General features: G+C 45.2%; 20 protein-coding genes and 5 pseudogenes. 16 read left to right on the forward strand and 9 right to left on the reverse strand.

All coding sequences use genetic code 11. The annotated features are described in order from the left end of the window. Positions 1-284: 284 nt before the first annotated feature. Together RS881_RS05720 and RS881_RS05725 are read left to right on the forward strand one after the other, a co-directional pair. A complete protein-coding gene (locus tag RS881_RS05720; protein WP_315820188.1) occupies positions 285-797 on the forward strand; it encodes a T9SS type A sorting domain-containing protein in 513 nt (170 codons plus the stop codon). A 462-nt stretch (positions 798-1,259) separates the two neighbouring features. After that, the gene (locus tag RS881_RS05725) at positions 1,260-2,102 is read left to right on the forward strand and encodes a tetratricopeptide repeat protein (protein ID WP_315820189.1); all 843 of its coding nucleotides are present in this window, start codon (positions 1,260-1,262) and stop codon (positions 2,100-2,102) included. 172 nt (positions 2,103-2,274) lie between these two features. Here the strand turns inward: RS881_RS05725 and RS881_RS05730 are convergent, their stop codons facing one another. Genes RS881_RS05730 through RS881_RS05745 form a run of 4 tightly spaced genes read right to left on the reverse strand, consistent with a single transcriptional unit; the run spans position 2,275 to position 5,643 of the window. Further along, positions 2,275-3,408, reverse strand: coding sequence for a TRCF domain-containing protein (locus RS881_RS05730; protein ID WP_315820190.1), 1,134 nt, complete (start codon positions 3,406-3,408; stop codon positions 2,275-2,277). After that, positions 3,321-3,692: a DEAD/DEAH box helicase gene (locus RS881_RS05735; RefSeq protein ID WP_315820191.1), complete on the reverse strand. Its 372-nt coding sequence runs from the start codon at positions 3,690-3,692 to the stop codon at positions 3,321-3,323. Before RS881_RS05735 ends, RS881_RS05730 begins: the two co-directional genes overlap by 88 nt. After that, complete coding sequence (locus tag RS881_RS05740; protein WP_315824368.1) at positions 3,689-4,768, reverse strand: CarD family transcriptional regulator; 1,080 nt, start codon at positions 4,766-4,768, stop codon at positions 3,689-3,691. The genes RS881_RS05735 and RS881_RS05740 overlap by 4 nt, the downstream gene beginning before the upstream one ends. Positions 4,769-4,809: 41 nt before the next feature. After that, entirely contained in the window at positions 4,810-5,643 is an 834-nt protein-coding gene (locus RS881_RS05745; RefSeq protein ID WP_315820192.1) for a hypothetical protein, read from the reverse strand. 586 nt (positions 5,644-6,229) lie between these two features. Here RS881_RS05745 and RS881_RS05750 point away from each other — a divergent pair. Further along, a complete protein-coding gene (locus RS881_RS05750; protein WP_315820193.1) occupies positions 6,230-6,988 on the forward strand; it encodes a ferredoxin--NADP reductase in 759 nt (252 codons plus the stop codon). A gap of 95 nt (positions 6,989-7,083) precedes the next feature. Here RS881_RS05750 and RS881_RS05755 read toward each other — a convergent pair whose 3' ends face one another. Together RS881_RS05755 and RS881_RS05760 are read right to left on the reverse strand one after the other, a co-directional pair. Continuing rightward, the gene (locus tag RS881_RS05755) at positions 7,084-7,269 is read right to left on the reverse strand and encodes a hypothetical protein (RefSeq protein WP_315820194.1); all 186 of its coding nucleotides are present in this window, start codon (positions 7,267-7,269) and stop codon (positions 7,084-7,086) included. A gap of 414 nt (positions 7,270-7,683) precedes the next feature. After that, a pseudogene (locus RS881_RS05760) lies at positions 7,684-8,957 on the reverse strand (glycine--tRNA ligase). 494 nt (positions 8,958-9,451) lie between these two features. On the opposite strand from RS881_RS05760, the gene RS881_RS05770 reads away from it, so the two are divergent. Beyond that, the gene (locus RS881_RS05770; RefSeq protein WP_315820197.1) at positions 9,452-9,646 is read left to right on the forward strand and encodes a hypothetical protein; all 195 of its coding nucleotides are present in this window, start codon (positions 9,452-9,454) and stop codon (positions 9,644-9,646) included. Positions 9,647-9,691: 45 nt separating this feature from the next. Here RS881_RS05770 and RS881_RS05775 read toward each other — a convergent pair whose 3' ends face one another. Beyond that, positions 9,692-10,018, reverse strand: coding sequence for a nucleotide pyrophosphohydrolase (locus tag RS881_RS05775; protein ID WP_315820198.1), 327 nt, complete (start codon positions 10,016-10,018; stop codon positions 9,692-9,694). 35 nt (positions 10,019-10,053) lie between these two features. After that, a pseudogene (gene dtd / locus RS881_RS05780) lies at positions 10,054-10,504 on the reverse strand (D-aminoacyl-tRNA deacylase). 85 nt (positions 10,505-10,589) lie between these two features. On the opposite strand from dtd, the pseudogene RS881_RS05785 reads away from it, so the two are divergent. The 4 genes and pseudogenes from RS881_RS05785 to RS881_RS05800 form a co-directional block, all read left to right on the forward strand. After that, a pseudogene (locus tag RS881_RS05785) lies at positions 10,590-10,835 on the forward strand (peptide chain release factor-like protein); the annotation flags it as partial. Between the two features lie 182 nt (positions 10,836-11,017). After that, the gene (locus RS881_RS05790) at positions 11,018-11,797 is read left to right on the forward strand and encodes an MbnP family protein (RefSeq protein WP_315820201.1); all 780 of its coding nucleotides are present in this window, start codon (positions 11,018-11,020) and stop codon (positions 11,795-11,797) included. A gap of 2 nt (positions 11,798-11,799) precedes the next feature. Next, the gene (locus RS881_RS05795) at positions 11,800-12,444 is read left to right on the forward strand and encodes a cytochrome-c peroxidase (protein ID WP_315820202.1); all 645 of its coding nucleotides are present in this window, start codon (positions 11,800-11,802) and stop codon (positions 12,442-12,444) included. After that, positions 12,414-12,842 carry a cytochrome-c peroxidase gene (locus tag RS881_RS05800; RefSeq protein ID WP_315820203.1) on the forward strand — a complete coding sequence of 143 codons (429 nt, stop codon included), beginning with the start codon at positions 12,414-12,416 and terminating at the stop codon, positions 12,840-12,842. The genes RS881_RS05795 and RS881_RS05800 overlap by 31 nt, the downstream gene beginning before the upstream one ends. A 121-nt stretch (positions 12,843-12,963) precedes the next feature. Here RS881_RS05800 and mce read toward each other — a convergent pair whose 3' ends face one another. Continuing rightward, entirely contained in the window at positions 12,964-13,368 is a 405-nt protein-coding gene (mce, locus tag RS881_RS05805) for a methylmalonyl-CoA epimerase (protein WP_315820204.1), read from the reverse strand. A 177-nt stretch (positions 13,369-13,545) separates the two neighbouring features. Between mce and RS881_RS61525 the strand changes: the two are divergent. The 8 genes and pseudogenes from RS881_RS61525 to RS881_RS05850 all read left to right on the forward strand — a co-directional run. Then, positions 13,546-14,067: pseudogene (locus RS881_RS61525) on the forward strand (cysteine desulfurase family protein); the annotation flags it as partial. Between the two features lie 155 nt (positions 14,068-14,222). Then, positions 14,223-14,645: an aminotransferase class V-fold PLP-dependent enzyme gene (locus tag RS881_RS61530; RefSeq protein ID WP_315820205.1), complete on the forward strand. Its 423-nt coding sequence runs from the start codon at positions 14,223-14,225 to the stop codon at positions 14,643-14,645. Between the two features lie 915 nt (positions 14,646-15,560). Then, positions 15,561-16,118, forward strand: coding sequence for an ABC transporter permease subunit (locus tag RS881_RS05820; RefSeq protein WP_315820206.1), 558 nt, complete (start codon positions 15,561-15,563; stop codon positions 16,116-16,118). 305 nt (positions 16,119-16,423) lie between these two features. Beyond that, complete coding sequence (locus RS881_RS05825; protein WP_315820207.1) at positions 16,424-16,735, forward strand: DUF7088 domain-containing protein; 312 nt, start codon at positions 16,424-16,426, stop codon at positions 16,733-16,735. A gap of 163 nt (positions 16,736-16,898) precedes the next feature. Then, positions 16,899-17,983, forward strand: a pseudogene (locus RS881_RS61535) (Gldg family protein). A gap of 36 nt (positions 17,984-18,019) precedes the next feature. Beyond that, positions 18,020-18,613: a TerC family protein gene (locus RS881_RS05840; RefSeq protein WP_315820209.1), complete on the forward strand. Its 594-nt coding sequence runs from the start codon at positions 18,020-18,022 to the stop codon at positions 18,611-18,613. Then, complete coding sequence (locus tag RS881_RS05845; RefSeq protein ID WP_315820210.1) at positions 18,607-18,999, forward strand: TerC family protein; 393 nt, start codon at positions 18,607-18,609, stop codon at positions 18,997-18,999. The genes RS881_RS05840 and RS881_RS05845 overlap by 7 nt, the downstream gene beginning before the upstream one ends. 57 nt (positions 19,000-19,056) lie before the next feature. Further along, positions 19,057-19,656, forward strand: a complete 600-nt coding sequence (locus RS881_RS05850; protein WP_315820211.1) for a Mur ligase family protein — start codon at positions 19,057-19,059, stop codon at positions 19,654-19,656. The last annotated feature ends 13 nt before the right edge of the window (positions 19,657-19,669 follow it).

Consider the following 19,669-nt stretch of genomic DNA (forward strand, 5'->3'; position numbering starts at 1 on the left):
CAAACCGCATCAAGTTTCTTTCATCCAATTCCATTTTACAGTTCTGATTATATACCAATTCCCACGAAAATAACCGGTTCGTTTCCAACCTCCTGTGGACCTAATAATTCGTTATTCCGTCCCTAAAATATAAGTTATGAAAACGTACCTGTACCTAACTGTTCAACCACAACCCATTATTCTTAAACATATTTTCAGGTGGATATTAATGCCCCTGTTGTTAGTAACCTGGTCATTGACTGGTTTTCTCAGAACACAAAGACAAGCTTCAATAAAAGGTAGTATTGAATTGGAATACACCTGTAGCTGCTAACTATAGTCACTTTGTAATCGAGCGTAGCTTGAACAATACCGACTTTTCAGAAGTAGGATTGTTGTTTACGAGCAATGATGAACAAGCAGGTGATAGTAAGAGTTATAGTTTTTCAGACGATGTAAAGAACCTGCGCAAAGGATTTATCTACTACCGGATTAATATGGTGGATATGAATGGTCGTATTCAAAAATCGGCTACCCATACTGTATACACCTCTGAACAAAAGCAAACACCCGTAGTCAAGGTGTCACCTAACCCGGTATCTACTGACTTGCGCGTTACGCTTCCACAAACATGGAAAGATAAGTTTGTGTCTATTGAGTTAATGAATACCAATGGACAGGTAGTAAAATACTTACTGAACCAACAATCGTTACTTACAGAAACCATTTCTGTAAAGGACCTGATAGATGGGATCTATGTACTGCGTGTATCGAATGGTAGTGAAACGATCATCCAACGCATTGTAAAGTCTAAATAAAAATATTCAGCGGTTTTAAAGGGTACGATCAACAAACGCCGTCCCGATTCCTCGGGATGGCTCTTCTAAAGCTTTAACAACATTTTTTCGTACCAGCCATAGGGTTTTCGTTATTTGACTTGTCATTCTAATTAATCGCCATCATTGTGGAACCAGGATATGTGTTACCAAGCTGATTTTTAATCATTTACATACAATTTTATTTTAAAGGGTACGATCAACAAACGCCGTCCCGATTCTTCGGGATGGCTCTTTAAAACGGCTCTTTTTCCAGGGCAGATTTCAAACCCAAACTAACTGCTTGTTATAAAATAGTAAAGATTTTTTAAAGGGTACGATCAACAAACGGCCAGGCTTTTCTAAGCCAGGCCTTCTTTTTAATGCAGGGTAGAACGGTTAAGTTTGCAGTACTATGCACCTGATTAAAAATACTTCCTCATAATCTTCTTACTATCTCCAGTTTTGTCATTTGCTTGCCTCAATGATTATATCCAGACGGAAATGCTTTTCGACAATAATAAAGTGGCCTTGTCTTCATTATTGGATCACCCTGATAGAGTGGCTTACGGCTATTGGCACCATGGCTTTTTTGATGCGGACGTGGAAGCCCGTTGGGATTCTTTGAAGAAGGTTGGGATTGACAAGCTGGATTATAAAGGACTTTCAGATTATGCGGTACTTGAATTAAAGATGGGTGACAGAAAATTGGCGCTTGATATTTTAGAGAAGCTTTATAAGAAGTATCCTCGTGAGTATAATATTATAGCTAACCTGGGAACCGCGTACGAAGTGATGGGCAACAATGCAAAGGCGCTTGAGTTGCTAAAGAAAGCGGTAGCTATTAACCCACACGCACATCACGGATCGGAATGGATTCATATTGGTATCCTTGAACAGAAGCTGGGTGCCCAACTATATGATCAGATCATAAATCTTGGTATTAAGGATTTTCCCCAATGGCTTAACAATAAAAGCTATGTATTTACCCGCCCGGCTGACTCGCTAAAAATACAAATCGCTTTCCAGCTGCATGAGCGTATTGGATTCATCGCACCTCCGGATAGTGTAATAGGACAACTGGTGCTGGACTTTGCTGATATGGTGGCCAAAACGGAAACAAAGGATACAGCTATAGCTTTCTATGATTATGCAGCAAAATACAGCCCTGCTCTTCATCAGGTAATTGCTGCACGCAAGGCATTTCTACAAGAAGAAAAGAAAACCGTACAAGATACTTTCCGGTGGGCCAGTGTGGTATGGGCCATACCCTTAATAGCTTTTTTCTTATCCTGCTGGCTTGGTTAAAAAGCATCAAACGGAATAAGTCCGTAAGTTAAGAAGCCGGTAAAGTACGTAAGACGGGGAGATCGAAGTCCGGAACCAAAGCGATTTTACAACTGCTGTATTTACTTACTGACTTTCGGACTTTACTGACTTTCTGACTATTACGAGAGCTTGAAAGTTACTGACAGGCTTATTACTGACTGACCGGCTTTTCGGTTTCGGATTTCACAAAGTTCCGCATCCTGCTTAGGAACTGAGTAAGGACTTGCATATCCTTGATATTATCTGCTATCAGGAGGAACAGCTTACCGGTTTGTTTGAGCTTCGCATTGTTGGTATACTTCTGAATATAGGTAAGTATTTCGCGGAAGGTATCGGATTCAAAATAGGGAGAATCGGCTTTGTTGATGAAGAAACACTTTAAGGTTTCATCGCGTAATAGCATCTTTTCAAAGCCCAGTTCTACGGCCAGCTTACGGCTGCGTACAGTATCAAACAGGTCTTCTACCTGCTTGGGAATGGGCCCAAAGCGGTCTTGCAATTCCTGGGCAAACTCCTGCAGGGCTGCTTCATCTTCACAATTGTCGAGCCGGGTATATAAGGACAATCTTTCTGTAATGCTTTCTACATAAGTATCCGGGATCAGTATCTCCAGGTCGGTATCGATGGTACAATCCTGTACATAATCTTCCTGCTTGGAAATCTCTTCTTTAAAGAGGGCGCGAAACTCTGTTCGTTTCAATTCTTTGATGGCTTCGTCCAGGATCTTCTGGTACATTTCAAAGCCTATTTCGGCCATAAACCCACTTTGTTCTCCACCCAACATATTGCCGGCGCCACGAATATCCAGGTCACGCATGGCAATCTGGAAGCCGCTGCCCAGTTCGCTGTGTTGCTCCAGCGTTTGCAGGCGTTTGCGCGAGTCATCGGGTAAGGTGCTCATCGGTGGCGCCATGAGGTAACAGAATGCTTTCTTATTGCTTCTTCCTACACGGCCCCGCAGCTGGTGCAGGTCACTCAGGCCAAACTGGTGAGCATTGTTGATGATGATGGTATTTACATTGGCAATGTCCACACCACTTTCTACGATATTGGTACATACCAGCACATCATATTTCTTGTCAATGAAGTCCATGATACGTTCTTCCAGGTCATGCCCTTCCATTTGACCATGAGCAGTGCCAATGCTGAGATCGGGGCATAGGGCCTGGATCAGACCAGCCATTTCACCGAGACCCATTACGCGATTGTGGATGAAGAACACCTGTCCGCCCCGCTCTGTTTCAAAATAAATGGCATCCCGAATCTGGTCTTCATTAAAGACCATGACTTCCGTTTGAATGGGTTGCCGGTTGGGGGCGGTGTATTAATAATGCTCAGATCCCTGGCACCCATCAAACTAAACTGCAGGGTGCGGGGAATGGGGGTAGCAGTGAGGGTAAGACAGTCTACATTGGTACGCAGCGTCTTGATCTTTTCCTTGTGGGCTACTCCAAATTTCTGTTCTTCATCAATGACCAGCAAGCCCAGGTCTTTGAACTTCACTTCTTTTCCCAATATCCCATGTGTACCGATGATGATATCTATTTTCCCCTCTTCCAGCCGCTTCAAGGTTTCTTTCTTCTCTTTGACGATTTAAAGCGGTTGATATAATCTACCGTGACAGGGAAGTCTTTTAAACGCTCCTTGAAAGTTTTATAATGCTGGAAGGCCAGGATGGTTGTGGGTACCAATACCGCTGCTTGCTTGCTGTCACAGCAGGTTTTAAAGGCTGCCCGTACAGCGATCTCTGTTTTACCAAATCCCACATCGCCACAAACCAGCCTGTCCATAGGAGCCGGCTGTTCCATGTCTTTCTTTACATCGGCAGAAGCCTTGCTTTGGTCGGGTGTATCCTCATAAATGAAGGACGCTTCCAACTCGGTTTGCATATAATTATCCGGCGTATGCTGGAATCCCTGTTGGGCTTTGCGCTGCGCATATAGCTTGATCAGATCAAAGGCGATTTCCTTCACCTTAACCTTGGTCTTCTCTTTCAGTTTGTTCCAGGCATCACTACCCAACTTATTCACTTTGGGTATGGTGCCTTCCTTGCCCGTATACTTGGATATTTTATGGAGTGAATTGATGTTTACATATAAAATATCACTGTCCTTATACAGTATGCGTACTGCTTCCTGCAATTTACCATTCACATCTATCTTCTGCAATCCGCTATAAGTGCCTACACCATGGTCAATATGCGTTACATAATCGCCTGGCTGTAATTCCCGCAGGGTGCGTAGGGTAAGGGCCTTATTCTTATTGTACGCTTGCTTTACCTTGTATTTGTGGTAACGCTGGAAGATCTGGTGATCGGTATAGCAAACAGCTTTGAGGTCTTCATCAATAAAGCCCTGGTGTATGGATGTTGGAACGGGGGTAAACTGGATCTCGGCTTTGAGGTCTTCAAAAATACTATTGAGCCTTTCCAACTGCCTGGGGTTTTCGGCAAACAGGTACAGGTGAAACCCTTTGGCAGCCCATTGCTTGAGATCCCGGATCAGCATATCAAACTGGCGGTTGAAGGCCGGTTGATCTTTGGTATTGAAAAGAATCGTGAATGCTTCAGCCCCATTGAAGAAGGGGAAAGAAGATTCGTGACCAAACTCTATGATATGGCGTTTTTGTAATTGTATTTCCAGCATATCGGCTGGCACAAAATCATCCGCTTTGATATTGACTTTTACTAACCTGGTTTCTTCCTCCTCTTCCTGAAACTTATTTCTGGCGTCCCTGCCCTTGGCTGTAGCTGCTGCACTTGCGGCCGCTGCTGCTGCTGCCGCATCCTTTGCAGGTTCATGAACAGGTGAAGGTCTTCTTCCTGTGTGATCAGCTTTTCTTTGGTAAGTGCCCAGTCCTGCATCCATACCACCGTATTGTCGGGCAGGAAATCGAACAGGGATGTTTTTTCATCGCTGTCAAACTGTGTTTCTACATTGGGAATAATAGTTACAGAGAGCAGCTTTCTTTCACTTAGCTGGGTTTCCGGATCAAAGATGCGGATGGAGTCTACATCATTGCCAAACAGTTCAACACGGTAAGGTTTATCATTACCAAAGGAATAAATATCGAGGATACCGCCCCGCAGTGCAAACTGCCCGGGTTCGTATACGAAGTCCGTGCGTTGGAAGCCATAGCCTACCATTTTTTCCATCAGGCCATCCACATTAATGGTATCGCCCGATTTGAGGTAGATGATATTGCCGGAGAGCGAGTCGGGTAATACTACCTTTTCATACAATGCTTCGGGGTAGGTAACCAGTAAGCCGGTGCGGTTGCCTTTTCCTGCGGCCTGTGCTGCAAAACGGGTAAGCGCTTCGGTTCGCAACATGACATGTGATGAGTTCAGTAGCCGGAAGTTCTTCCTGTTCTTAAAAGAAGAGGGGAAGAAATAGACATTGATCGCATTGGTGAGGTTCTCCAACGAATTGTGGAGATAGGCTGCTGATTCGGCATCTTCACAGATCACTACGTGGTTCTGTTGGCTGCAGGAAGGATGCTGAAAAATAGTGCTGATCACAAAGGCGGGTGAGCTTCCGCGGAGGTGGCTGCAGTAAATATGCTGTGGCTGGGCAAAAGAAAGCCTGTCCGCCAGTTGAAAAGGCGGGGGTTACTTTTATAACTATCCAACAACGTCTGCAAATTCATATCAACGGGCGCAAAGATACGAAAAAGCAGGAAGTCTGCGAAGCGCAAAGAAGGAGAAAGAGGGAAAGACGGAAGGCGGGAGCCTGAAATACCTGGAATTTAATGAGCCAGGAAGAGACGAGGTAGTATAAGGTAAAGCGCTCGCCCCTGGGCTACCCCAATTGGCTAAATCATTATAGCAATTGATTGGGATCAAGGAAGTTGGGCGGTAGGGAAATGCTGCTTACCTATGAAAAATAGTAATTCACGAAAGGTGGAAATAAAAAGAAAGGTTTCGTATTACCGCATGGAAAAATGGGCTACTTTAGCACCCGACTCGATTGCTTGCCATTAAGGCACTTGCAGGAGCAGCTTTCAGGCTGCTCCTTTTTCTTTGGTCAGTTTCCCTTTCTTTTTTCCCCCCTGGGCCTTGCAGCTTAATCCGTTTGGATTTTTGTATATTTAAGAAAACTCATCCCATGTTACAACCTTGGCGAACTGGTAAGGTTATACGCATTACCGATGAAACGGCCAGCACTAAACGTTTCTGGATACAGGTGCCCGAATTGGAATCATTTGATTTTACACCTGGCCAGTTTGTAACACTGGATCTGCCGATACATGAGAAACCGAATAAACGCTGGCGTAGTTATTCCATTGCTTCCTGGCCGGATGGGACCAATGTATTTGAACTGGTGATCGTTTTGCTGGAAGGAGGTGCAGGTACACATTATCTGTTCAATGAAGTGAAAGAAGGATCGGAATTAACCCTGCGCGGCCCCCAAGGTGTTTTTGTATTACCAGAGCCCGTGGATCGCGATCTGTTTTTTATCTGTACGGGAACAGGGGTCGCTCCTTTCCGTTCTATGAGTTACCATATCCATAATAACCTGGTACCACATCAAACGATCTACCTGGTATTTGGTTGCCGTAAATTCGGTGATGCCTTGTATGGAAAAGAGTTGAAAGAGCTGGAAGCCAAGGTTCCCAGCTTTAAATATATACCTACCTTTTCACGGGAAGAACCGGGCAATCATTGCACGGGTTATGTACATGGTGTTTATGAAAAGATCTGTCAGGAAAACAAGTTCCCTTCTCCGGACAACCCAGACCTGTTGATGCCCAAGCCCGCTTATTTCTTCCTATGTGGTTGGAAGGATATGATCGATGAAGCCAAACAGCGTATACAGGGAATGGGTTATGATAGAAAATCCATCCATCAGGAGCTATATGGATAGAGCTGGTTATAACAATCCCTTATAGTATAGCAATGCTAAATTGTGTACCTGATTGAGCAGGTAGTTGTAATGATCAGTAAGGTGTTCTGAATGTATTAATGCTTCGTTCCGCTACCGGTTTGTTGAGCAAGTTTCCGCTTAGCGATATCCTGCACTTTGGAATTCATAGCGTCATCCTTAGAAGAAATAGGAATGACAGGGATATGTAATTCCTTCAATTTTTGTTCAAGGTGGGATTTTTCTTTTTGAAGTTCAAGAATGTCTGCATGATTACTCAGCATTTCATTCTCGAGCTCCAGGACTTTCTTTTTAGTTTCTGAATCTGAATTCTTTTAATAAAAATACCTGAAAGGAATGCCAATACGATCAGGCCGCCAAGCAGATAAACATTCACAGGAATAATGATTGCAAGCATAGACAGCTTTTTAGGGTAAAGAACCTCTAGTTTTGAATGCCAGCTCTCCTTTATTGGGGATATTGTCATTTCTACATATATCAACTACAATTGATCTATGTCAAAAGACAGTCTTCCTATAACGGATTGCCAGTTAAATTATTTTACAGTCTACTAATACCAATGAGCCTAACGTGGTAGTCAGTTTTCTAAAAGGACAAGTGATCTGTTTTCAAAAAAGAAGGAGTGAGGTCTTTCAGGAATTAACTTTTATAGCTCTTGTTGCAAGTCAAATATAGAATTAATTAATCTGTTTCTGAACAATTTCCGCGATTTTATTTAACGGTATCCGCTCCTGCTGCATGGTATCGCGGTAACGGATAGTGACCGTATAATCTTCCTTCGTTTGGTGATCTACTGTTACGCAGAAAGGGGTACCAATTGCGTCCATACGGCGATAACGCCTGCCGATCGCATCTTTTTCTTCATAAAAGCAGTAAAACTGTGATTTACAGGTATTCATGATCTCCCTGGCTATTTCGGGCAACCCGTCCTTTTTAGTCAACGGAAGTATTGCCAGCTTAATAGGGGCCAGCTTGGGCGGTAATTTCAGTACCACCCGGCTATCCTGCTTTTCGGGCGTACTAAGGTCTTCCTCAACATAGGCTTCGCTGAGGATCAGCAATACCGTCCGGTCAAGACCAATAGAGGTCTCAATTACATAGGGTATATAGTTCTGATTGATCTCAGAATCAAAATATTGTAACTTCTTTTTGCTGAATAGTTGATGCTGGGTAAGGTCATGATCTGTTCTGGAGTGGATACCCTCTACTTCCTTAAAACCAATAGGAAACTCGTATTCTATGTCACAGGCGGCTTTGGCATAAAAAGCAAGCTTGACGTGATCATGAAAACGGTACTTTTCGGGGCTGATACCCAGGCTTAAATGCCATTTTAGGCGTTCTTCTTTCCAGTATTCATACCATTGGTCTTCAGTGCCAGGGCGGATAAAGAACTGCATTTCCATCTGCTCAAATTCGCGCATACGGAATACGAACTGCTTAGCTACAATCTCATTGCGGAAGGCCTTACCTACCTGGGCAATACCGAAGGGGATCTTCATTCGGCCCGTTTTCTGCACATTGAGGAAGTTGACGAAGATACCTTGCGCTGTTTCCGGGCGAAGGTAAATTTCATTGGCATCTTCGGCCACGCTGCCCATTTGGGTAGAGAACATGAGGTTGAACTGGCGAACATCCGTCCAGTTGGAAGTGCCGCTAACGGAGCATTTTATCTTGTTGTCTTCAATAAGCTGTTTCAGGCCGGCCATATCATCTTTGGCCAGCAGGGCTTCCATGTCGGCTATCAAGCCATCGGCCTCCGCTTTTTGCCCTCTTTTTCCAATACCTCGGCATGAGCCTCGATCAGGTGATCAACCCGGTAGCGCTTTTTGCTGTCCTTATTGTCAATCATAGGATCGCTGAAATTGTCCACATGGCCACTGGCTTTCCAGGTAGTTGGGTGCATAAAGATGGCTGCATCAATACCCACAATGTTCTCATGCATCTGAGTCATGCTTTTCCACCAATAATCGCGGATGTTTTTTTTTCAATTCACTGCCCCACTGACCGTAGTCGTATACTGCGCTCAATCCATCATAGATCTCACTGGAAGGGAAAATAAAGCCGTACTCTTTACAATGCGAAATAATTGCATGAAACTTAGTGGTATCTGTTGCCATAGCGGGCAAAGATAAGAAGGGGTAATATTATCTGTTCCAATGCCTTAAAAAATATAAAGCGTGCAATTTTTTACTGCCGTGGAGCCATCAGAGGGGCAAATAGCTGGTTTCCAAAGCCGGATACTTGAAATTATTCAGTTATTGCGAAAGCTGGGACCGGCTATTATATTTATGCCATTAAATCCACCCCCATGACAAACGTTGAAACAATCCGGGTTGAAATTGACAAACAAATAGCTGCTGGTTTTACAGCTGATGAGATCAGGCACAACTTGCTTTCGCACAACATCACCCCGACGATGTAAATGCAGCTTTTAAACAAACCAATGTGGCTGCCCGGGCCAAATCATCAGCTGGCATTGGCATTGCCTCCGTACTGATCTCCATTTATTTCATTTTCAGTGGTATCATGAAAATGAGCAAATATCCTTCCGGCAGTGTTTCCTATACCTTTGGCATTGTAATGCTGGTAGTGGGTGTGGGCGGATTGATCTATAAATTGGTAGAAATTTCCAGGCGATAATATTTCTTGTTTAAGTATACTGGGCATTCGCACAGTATACTTATTTCAGCTTATCATTGTTGAGATGCCGGTTGGCATCACGGATGTTTTTCTTTCAAAATTCTTTTGCAGGGCTTCAGTCAGGTTTACGCCGGTTTGGTTGGCCAGACAAATAAGTACCCACAATACATCGGCCATTTCATCGGCCAGGTTCTTATCCTTATCACTTTCTTTGAAGGATTGCTCTCCATAAATGCGCACCATCAGCCGGGATAGTTCACCCACTTCCTCTACCAGGATGCCCAGGTTGGTCAGCTCATTAAAGTACCGTACGCCTACCGTTTTGATCCATTGATCTACCTGTTGCTGGGCTTCATTTAAGGTTATTTCCATATTACAGATTTTACTATTTTTTGCGGACAGGGTTACTATTCCTTGTTTTTGGTATCAATGACGATCGTTACCGGACCGTCGTTGAGGAGACTTACTTTCATATCGGCGCCAAATTCACCCGTGCCAATGGCCTTGCCCAGGTCGGCTTGCAGTTGGGCCACCATCTTTCATAAAGGGAATGGCCACTTCGGGTTTGCTGGCGCGGATATAGGAGGGACGGTTGCCTTTTTTGGTGGCCGCATGCAGGGTAAATTGGCTGACCAGGATTATATCTCCGCCATTTTCCTTTACCGAAACATTCATCACGCCCTGGTCGTCATTAAAGATGCGCAGGTTCACGATCTTATTGCTCAGCCAAAGGATGTCTTCGTCGGTATCGGCATCTTCAATTCCTATCAGTACCAACAAACCATTTCCGATGGATGCGCGTATTATATGATGGATAGTAACACTGGCCTGGCTAACGCGTTGAATAACTGCCCGCATAATTTTAGGTTAGTGTGTAAATTTATAGGAAGATTGGGCAACCGTCAAATGCCCGTGTATTATGAATAAGATCGATATAACCAGAGAAATTGTCTTTCAAACCGCCCGGAGTGGCGGTAAAGGCGGACAAAACGTGAACAAGGTGGAAACCATGGTGGAAGGTTATTTCCATATTGGTAACTCCTTGATATTAAATGAAGAGCAAAAAGCAACCTTACTTAGAAAATTGGAGTCAAAGTTAAATTCGGAAGGGTTTTTGCAAGTGAAGAGCCAGGTTCACCGTTCCCAACTGGAAAACAAACAGGAGGTGGTAAAAAGATGCATGCTTTAATGGAGCAGGCTTTTAAAAGGAAAAAAAAGCGCGTCGCTACCAAACCTTCCAAAGCTTCCCGGGAAAAACGGCTGGAATCTAAAAAGAAGCAATCGGGCCAGAAACAAAACCGTCAGAAGGTCCGGCCCCTCGATCATTAACCTAAATCCGTGCAAATGCCAATTTACCAACACTACTCAGCCATGCTAACCAGAATAGCCTTTATCCTCGTGCTCTCCCTGGCCATTGTTTCCTGCCAAAAGGAACTGAAGGGAGATCCAGTAGAAAAGCCCGATCACAATATCGTATTGCGTTTTAAACCGGTAGTGCAATTTGATTCCGTAGAAATGAAATTTGATACAGTAACCTATAAGAACGTTTTCAAAGAGCCTTTTAAGGTAAAAGCATTTAAGTTTTATATCCATAATATTGAGCTCATCAATACCGATTCCAATAAAGTATACCGTGTAGGAGACAATAAGTATTACCTGGTTGATTTTGCCGATGCCAATTCCATCAAGCTCAAACTGGCCGTATTGCCCTATAAATACAATCGCATTGCTTTTACACTGGGGGTGGACAGTGCGAGGAACGTAAGCGGCGCACAAACAGATGCACTCGATCCTGCCAAGGGCATGTTCTGGACCTGGAATACGGGTTACATCATGGCCAAGCTGGAAGGTACTTCACCCGCTTCAACGGCTCCTGCCAATATGTTTGAATACCATATTGGTGGTTTTACCCAGGCCCAAAGCGTAATTAAAAAAGTAACTTTGTTATTCCCCTTTGGTGAAAATGTGGATATGAAATCGGGAAAGACCACGGAGATCAATGTGACCGCCGATGTATATGACTGGTTCAATAACCCGCATGATATCCGCATCAGCGCCAATGCAGCGGTCATGACGCCGGGTACGCTGGCACAACAGATTGCCGACAACTACTCGAAAATGTTTACGGTAGTAGAGATCATTAATGACTAACTGTGACCATAAGATGGACTATACGCATTGCACTATTTCTGATACTGGGAACGGTATGGATACAGGCATGTAAGAAATCGAATGGGGGTAACAGTGGTCCCAATGCTATTAGTTTTGTGATCCCGCCTGGATTTCCGGCGCCTTACTATAATTTTAGTTCCAATCCATTAACAGAGGAAGGGTTTGAGTTGGGCCGGAAATTGTTTTATGATGGCCGCCTGTCGAAGGACGGTAATTTCCCCTGCGCTTCCTGTCACCAGCCTTTTGCTGCTTTTACCACTTATGACCATAACTTAAGTCATGGGTTCAATAACCAGTTCACCATCCGCAATGCACCAGCCCTATTCAATGTAGTATGGCAAAAGCAAACCCATTGGGATGGAGGTATCAATAACCTGGAAGTGCAGCCCCTGGCGCCGCTCACCGCACCCAATGAAATGGCCGAGGATATCAATAATGTGCTCAGTAAATTAAACCAGGACGGTCAATACAAACAACTATTCAAAGCAGCTTTTGGTGATGAAACGATCAATAGCCAGCGTATGTTGCTGGCCATTACGCAGTTTGTAGGATCACTGGTCTCGGCCGATTCAAAATATGACCGGGTGAAAAAGGATTGGCCAGTTTTACGGCCCAGGAGCAAATAGGGTATACACTATTTCAGGCCAAATGCAATAGCTGCCACGCTGAACCATTGTTTACAGATAATAGTTTCCGCAATACCGGGCTCGCAGTAGATCCTACCATTAAAGATATGGGCAGGATGCGCATCACCAATAACAAAGCCGATTCACTTAAATTCAAAGTGCCCAGCTTACGCAACCTTTACACTACCTTCCCTTATGGGCATGACGGACGTTTTGTTTCCATCAACCAGGCACTGGAACATTACAATAGCGGCGTACAGGTGAGTGCTACAGTAGACCCCTTAGTAAAGAATGGCATACCACTTAGCAACAATGATAAAACGTACCTGCAGTTCTTCCTGCGTACATTAACAGACTCTACTTTTATTAAAGATCCACGCTTTGGCCCACCGGAATAAATACGGCAATCGTGAATCGGCAGTCGGCAATCAATCCCACCAAAGGGCGGGAGCAGTCGTTGGCTTTGTTGTTTTATTAGCTCGCGGCTCGTAGCTCAAAGCTCGCAGCTTGTATTCCCACTCAGCTCTTCCGTTCCATGCACAATTCAATCAACACGCCATTGGTGCCTTTGGGATGGAGGAAGCATACCAGTTTGTTATCAGCGCCGGCCTTGGGTGTTTCATTAAGAAGCGTAAATCCTTCAGCCTGCAGTCGTTTCATTTCGGCTTCAATATCTGCTACTTCAAAAGCAATATGGTGAATGCCTTCACCCTTCTTTTCAATGAAACGGGCAATAACACCTTGCGGGTTGGTACTTTCCAGTAATTCAATCTTGGTTTCACCCTGCCTGAAGAAGGCTGTAGTGACTTGTTCGGTAGCTACTGGCTCGGTTTTATAGCAGGGCGTATTGAGTAGTTGCTCAAATAAGGGAATGGATTGTGCCAGGTCTTTCACGGCAATGCCGATATGTTCTACTTTCAACATAGGTATTAATTGAAGTCGTTCAAAGATACCGGCTAATCGGGTACAGGGCAATAAAACTCAAAGCCAGGCATCCAACCAATTGAGGTAAATTTGCGTTAGGATAAAGTTATGTTGCATTTCCCCATATACCTCGATTACAATGCTACTACGCCCTGCGATCCGCAGGTAGTGGAAGCCATGTTGCCCTACTTTACTACGCAATTCGGCAATGCCGCAAGCCGGCAGCATGCGCTTGGCTGGCAGGCGGAAGAGGCAGTGGATTATGCCCGCCAGCAGGTAGCTGCCCTTATTGGGGCCGATGCTACCGAGATCGTATTCACATCGGGCGCCACCGAAAGCAATAACCTGGCACTGAAAGGCGTGGTGGAAATATATGCAGCCAAAGGCAATCACATTATTACGGCAGTTACCGAACACAAGGCAGTGCTGGATGCCTGCAAACACCTCGAAAAACAAGGGGTGCAGGTTACCTACCTGCCGGTTGATGAAAAGGGAATGATCAGCCTGCAACAACTGGAGGCAGCCATTACCCCGGCCACTATTCTTATAGCCATCATGTATGCAAATAATGAAACAGGGGTCATACAACCGGTACAGGTCATTGGCCGCCTGGCCAAACAATACGGGGTTTTGTTTTTTAGCGATGCCACCCAGGCCGTGGGCAAGATACCGGTGAATGTGCAGACAGATGAAATTGATATCATGAGTTTTTCGGCGCACAAGATGTATGGTCCCAAGGGAGTGGGGGCTTGTATGTGCGGCGTAAAAATCCCCGGGTACGGCTTACCGCCCAGATCGATGGGGGCGGGCATGAACGGGGCCTGCGCAGCGGCACCCTCAATGTACCCGGTATCGTGGGTCTGGGCAGGGCGGCCGAACTTTGCCGGCTCGAACTGCCGGCCGCCGGTCCAGCCATTGGCCTGCTGCGCAACCAGTTGGAAGGGGCTTTACTGCAACTGGAGGGTGTTACGATCAACGGCCACCAGCAGCAGCGCCTGCCACATGTAAGCAACCTGGCTTTTCAACAGGTGGATGGCAATGCCCTGATGCTGGGCTTCAATAAAAATATAGCCGTGGCCACCGGATCGGCCTGCACATCCGCCTCAATGGAGCCCAGCTTTGTACTCAAAGCCCTGGGCTTGCAGGATGAACTGGCCCGCAGTTCCCTCCGCTTTAGCCTGGGCCGTTTTACCACCGCCGAAGAGATTAACTACACCATTCAAAAAGTCAGCGAAACGGTCAACACCTTAAGAGCCCTGAGCCATTCCAATTCATAATACCTTCCCTCCAGGCCCCGCAAACTGGCGGTATCACCCGGTCTATTCTTGCTGGGATATTGCCTGCATATTGCCCAGGTATTGCCTACACATAGCCTACACAAGGCCTAATATTGTATATATCAATGACTTATGCTATGTGTAGGCTATGTGTAGGCTATATGCAGGCAGTTTGAAGGCTATAGCCAGGCTGGTGCACCCGCTTTTGCATCCACTCCCTTAAATGGGTACCCCCTTTCCTATTATAGGCCTCAATAAGGTCTCATATACACCAGAAAGGGGCCAAAGCTGGGCCTTATTCAGGGTTAAAGCGCATTGGCCTAAGCGAACCCCGAACAAGTCCCGAATGAGGTACGAATCAGATACGAATGAGAGGCGAAGAATGGGCAAATGACAAAGGGAGTCGAAGGGAGTCGGCAAACACCTGTGCTATTTTAATCAAGTGTAAAGTCCGGTTAGGACGATTTATTAACCTGTATAGCTATTTTAGGACGAGTCAGACGAGTCACATCAGGTTTGTTGGTACCCGAAGGGTAGCTGAAGGGTAGTCGAAGGTTAGTAATAGGGTACAAATAGCGTTCATTGCATAAATCACTTCCCGATCAAATGCCTATAAACGCAAAAACTCTCCGGGTGGAGAGCTTTTGTTGCAGTAGGTTATGGTTATCTGTGTAAAATATATATTTGGCTAATCCGTTAATATTCACGGACGGTTAAACAATAGGTAGTGGATTTTTGTGTAGGAAGAAAGCGAATTTAGGGAAATCCTCTATTCGTTCCTCACTATCCCTGGCTTTTCTTTTTATATACCCATAATCCCTTATTTTCGTACGCATGTGGCCTGTTTGTAAAAAAGAGTTTCGTCAGTTTTTTAGTAGCCTCACCGGGTATATCGCCATAGTGGTCTTCCTCCTTTTGAATGGACTGTTTCTTTTTGTTTTTCCTGATACCAATATCCTTGATTTTGGTTATGCTACACTTGATAAATTTTTTGAATTAGCACCCTGGATATTACTGTTGCTGATACCCGCCATTACCATGCGCAGCTTTGCCGATGAGTTTAAAGGCGGCACTTTTGAGATCCTGCAAACCAAACCGCTTAGCCGCTGGCAGGTGGTAGGCGGTAAATACTTCGGTTCCCTGCTGGTAGTGCTGATTGCCCTCCTGCCAACGCTTATTTATGTGTTTACCATCCTGCAGTTGTCGGAATCAGCCAGTATTGACAGTGGGGCCATTATAGGCTCCTATATAGGCCTTATTTTCCTCGTAGGCGTATTTGTGGCCATTGGCATCTGTTGCAGCAGTTTTACCAATAATGCCGTAGTAGCTTTTATTGTGAGTGCTTTTGTTTGTTTTATCCTATATAGTGGGTTCAATGCCCTTAGCCGCATCCCGGCATTGGAATCGGGGGCGGATTATTATGTGGAAATGGCGGGCATCGACTTCCATTACCGCAGCGTAAGCCGGGGGTAGTGGATAGCCGGGATATTATTTACTTTATGGGCCTGATCGGCTTCTTTTTGGTATTTACAGGAAGGAATTTATTGAAACGATAAAAGCTGGCTGGCTTGCGGTGGGTCGCCTTCCAAAGGCGGCTCAGCCTGAGTCAGACCGGCAGTGCACGCTAAACTTATGAAAAGCTTCTTGCCTCAAAATATTGGTGGTTATATCTTCTGATCGTACTGGCTGGTATTAATTACCTGGCGGCGCAGTTTCATTACCGCATTGACCTTACACAAGAAAAACGCTATACGTTATCGGCGCCCACCAGGAAACTATTGCGGGAATTGGGCGACCAGGTTACGGTAACCGTATTGCTGGAAGGCGACATGCCTGCCGGTTTCAAAAGACTTTCCAACAGTGCGCGGGAACTATTACAGGAGTTCAAAGAAACGGGCAAGGCCAATATCCAATACCGCTTTCAGCGGCCAGGGATGGACCCTGCCGACTCCACAGGCGCTTTTTCAATGGATTCACTCATGCGCATGGGCCTCAAACCCACCAATGTACGGGTGAAGGCCAGGGAAGGGGAGGGGAAGAACAGCGCTATCTTTTCCCCGGTGCTCTGGTCACCTTTCATGACCGCGTAATACCTGTCGATTTTCTGCAAAGCTCAAAGGTCACCGATGGCGACCCTTTAGCACCCTCAACAACGCAGAAGCTTTACTGGAATACAAACTGGCTCATGCCATACAAAAAATTACCGCCGAAACAGTACCTGCCGTTGGTTACCTGTTGGGTAACGGAGAACCCATGAACTATAATGTTTTTGATCTCATTGAAGGTACACTGAAACCCAATTATGGATTTGGATTTATTCCGATCGACAGCGTGCCTGTGATACCGCTGGAGTTTAATGCCATTGTGATCATGAAGCCTGCCGTTCGCTTTTCGGATGCTCAGAAATTAAAGATCGATCAATACATCATGCATGGCGGAAAGGTGATCTGGCTCATCGATAAGCTCGATGCCAGCCTGGACAGCCTGATGCGTAAACAAAGCGATTTTGTAGCTTTTGATTTTGGCCTGAACCTGGATGACCTGTTGTTCCGGTATGGCGTACGCATCAATCCCGACCTGGTACAGGACCTGCAGTGCGACCGGTTGCCACTGGTAGTTGGCAGTTATGGTGATAAGCCGCAAACAGAGTTGCAATCCTGGCCTTATTTCCCATTACTGGGTTCTTATAGCGGACATGCGATTGCTAAGAATATGGACCTGGTGTTATCGATGTTCCCCAACTCGATAGATACAGTTAAAGCCACCGGGGTACAAAAACCGTGTTGTTGGCCAGTTCCGCCAATTCCAGGAGTTTGAGTACGCCAGCCATTGTATCGCTCAACAGTTTGAAAACAGAAGAGGATATGAAGACCTTCAATAAGGTCAATATACCCGTGGCAATATTGTTGGAAGGACGTTTTTCTTCCCTGTTTACCAATCGCTTGTCGCAGGCATCCATGGATACCCTGGCGGGCCTGTACAAACAGCCATTCCGGGCTGCACCAATACAGGATAACAAAATGATCGTAATCGCCGATGGAGATATTGCAACCAATGTGGTGTTGAAAAGCCAGGGGCCCCTTACCATGGGGTACAACCAGTTTACCAATTACCAATATGCCAATAAAGATTTTATCCTCAATAGTATCGAATACCTCGTTAATCCCTCCGGTATCCTGGAAACCAGGGCCAAAGATTATACGCTGCGCCTGTTAGACCCTGAAAAAGTAGCGGCTGAAAAATCGCAATGGCAATTGATCAATATTGCCATACCTGTTTTGCTGGTCATTGTATTTGGTTTTATTTATCAGGCACTAAGGAAGCGGAAATACCAGTAGACACTCCCCTATCTTTGCTGCCATTAATCAATAAGCATGACAAGGGATCAAATTACCTATCTGGTCTTTGGGATTGTACTGGTACTGGCCATTGTAATTGACCTGGGGCTCTTCAGTAAACGTTCCACGCATATATCGCTCAAAAAAGCCTTTTGGGTAAGTGTTTTTTGGATAGCGCTTGGACTTAGTTTCGGTGTTTTCATTTGGTTTGAACTGGGTAAGGGTATGGCACTTGAATATGTGAGCGCCTACCTGATGGAAAAAAGCCTGAGTATTGATAATATCTTCGTGTTCATCCTGCTCTTTAATTTTTTCTATGTAAAAGAAGATTACTATGCCCGGGTATTGCTCATTGGTATCCTCATGGCCATCGTATTCAGGGTATTGTTCATTACGGTAGGCGTGGGGTTGGTACAACAGTTCCATTGGATATTGTACATATTTGGAGCTTTCCTCATTTGGACGGGTTATAAGATGTTTACGCACGACAATAAGGTAGAGTACAATCCGGCCGACAGTCCGGTGTACAAATGGCTGCGCAAGTTTTTGCCCGTCACCATGGAAGACTATGGTGGCCGCTACATTGTTAAGGTGGATGGCAAACGGATTTATACGTCGCTTTTGTGGTAGTGGTGATGCTGGCCACAACAGATATTGTATTTGCGGTAGACTCTATTCCCGCTGTAATGGGCATTTCTACGCATGTACTGGTGATCTATACCAGTAATATATTTGCCATCCTGGGCCTTCGTTCACTGTTCTTTTTGTTGAAAGGAGCGGTAGACAAGTTTAGCCACCTGCAGCAAGGGATCGCTTTTGTGCTCATTTTCATTGGTCTGAAAATGCTGGTAGAGATATTCAACATAAAAGTGCCGGTATATGTTTCACTGCTGGTGATCGTGGTAAGTATTGCCGCCTCGATGGTCTATTCGGTAGCCGCGGCCGACCGCGAAAAAATGGTACGAATGATGCAGGACATAACCGGGATCTGCATTGAAGGGGAAAGACAGCTGTGAGCTACGAGCGAAAACAGTAGGGAAGGGTGAGTGGACAAGTTCAATTTTAAATAAAACATGAAGTACTATATAGAAGATATTATTTCGATTGTAAAAGGCAAAGCGCAACAGCAGCATGACAATGCATTGATTGAACATTTGCTGACGGATAGCCGGAAACTGATCTTTCCTTTTACCACCTTATTCTTTGCCATTAAAGGTCCCCGCCGGGACGGGCATGGTTTTTTGCCGGCGCTCTATGAAAAGGGGGTACGGAGTTTTGTGGTAAGTGAGGAGGTTGATGCCTCTGCTATGCCCGAAGCCAATATTGTACAGGTGAAAGAGGTGTTGCACGCCTTGCAGTTACTGACAGCGCATCACCGCAAACAGTTTTCGATCCCTGTAATTGGTATTACAGGCAGCAATGGTAAAACGATGGTAAAAGAATGGCTGAACCAATTGCTGGATGAGGAGTATGCGATTATTCGCAGTCCGCGCAGTTATAACTCGCAAATCGGTGTGCCCCTGAGTGTGTGGCCCATGAATGAAAACCATGAGCTGGGTATTTTTGAAGCAGGTATATCGCAAAGTGGAGAAATGGATAAGCTGCAAAAGATCATTCAGCCTACAATTGGCATTTTTACCAATATAGGGAAGCGCACAGTGAAGGGTTTTTAAACAGCCGGCAGAA

It is taken from the genome of Paraflavitalea speifideaquila (assembly GCF_032395985.1).
In the GTDB taxonomy this organism is placed as follows: Bacteria; Bacteroidota; Bacteroidia; order Chitinophagales; family Chitinophagaceae; genus Paraflavitalea; species Paraflavitalea speifideaquila.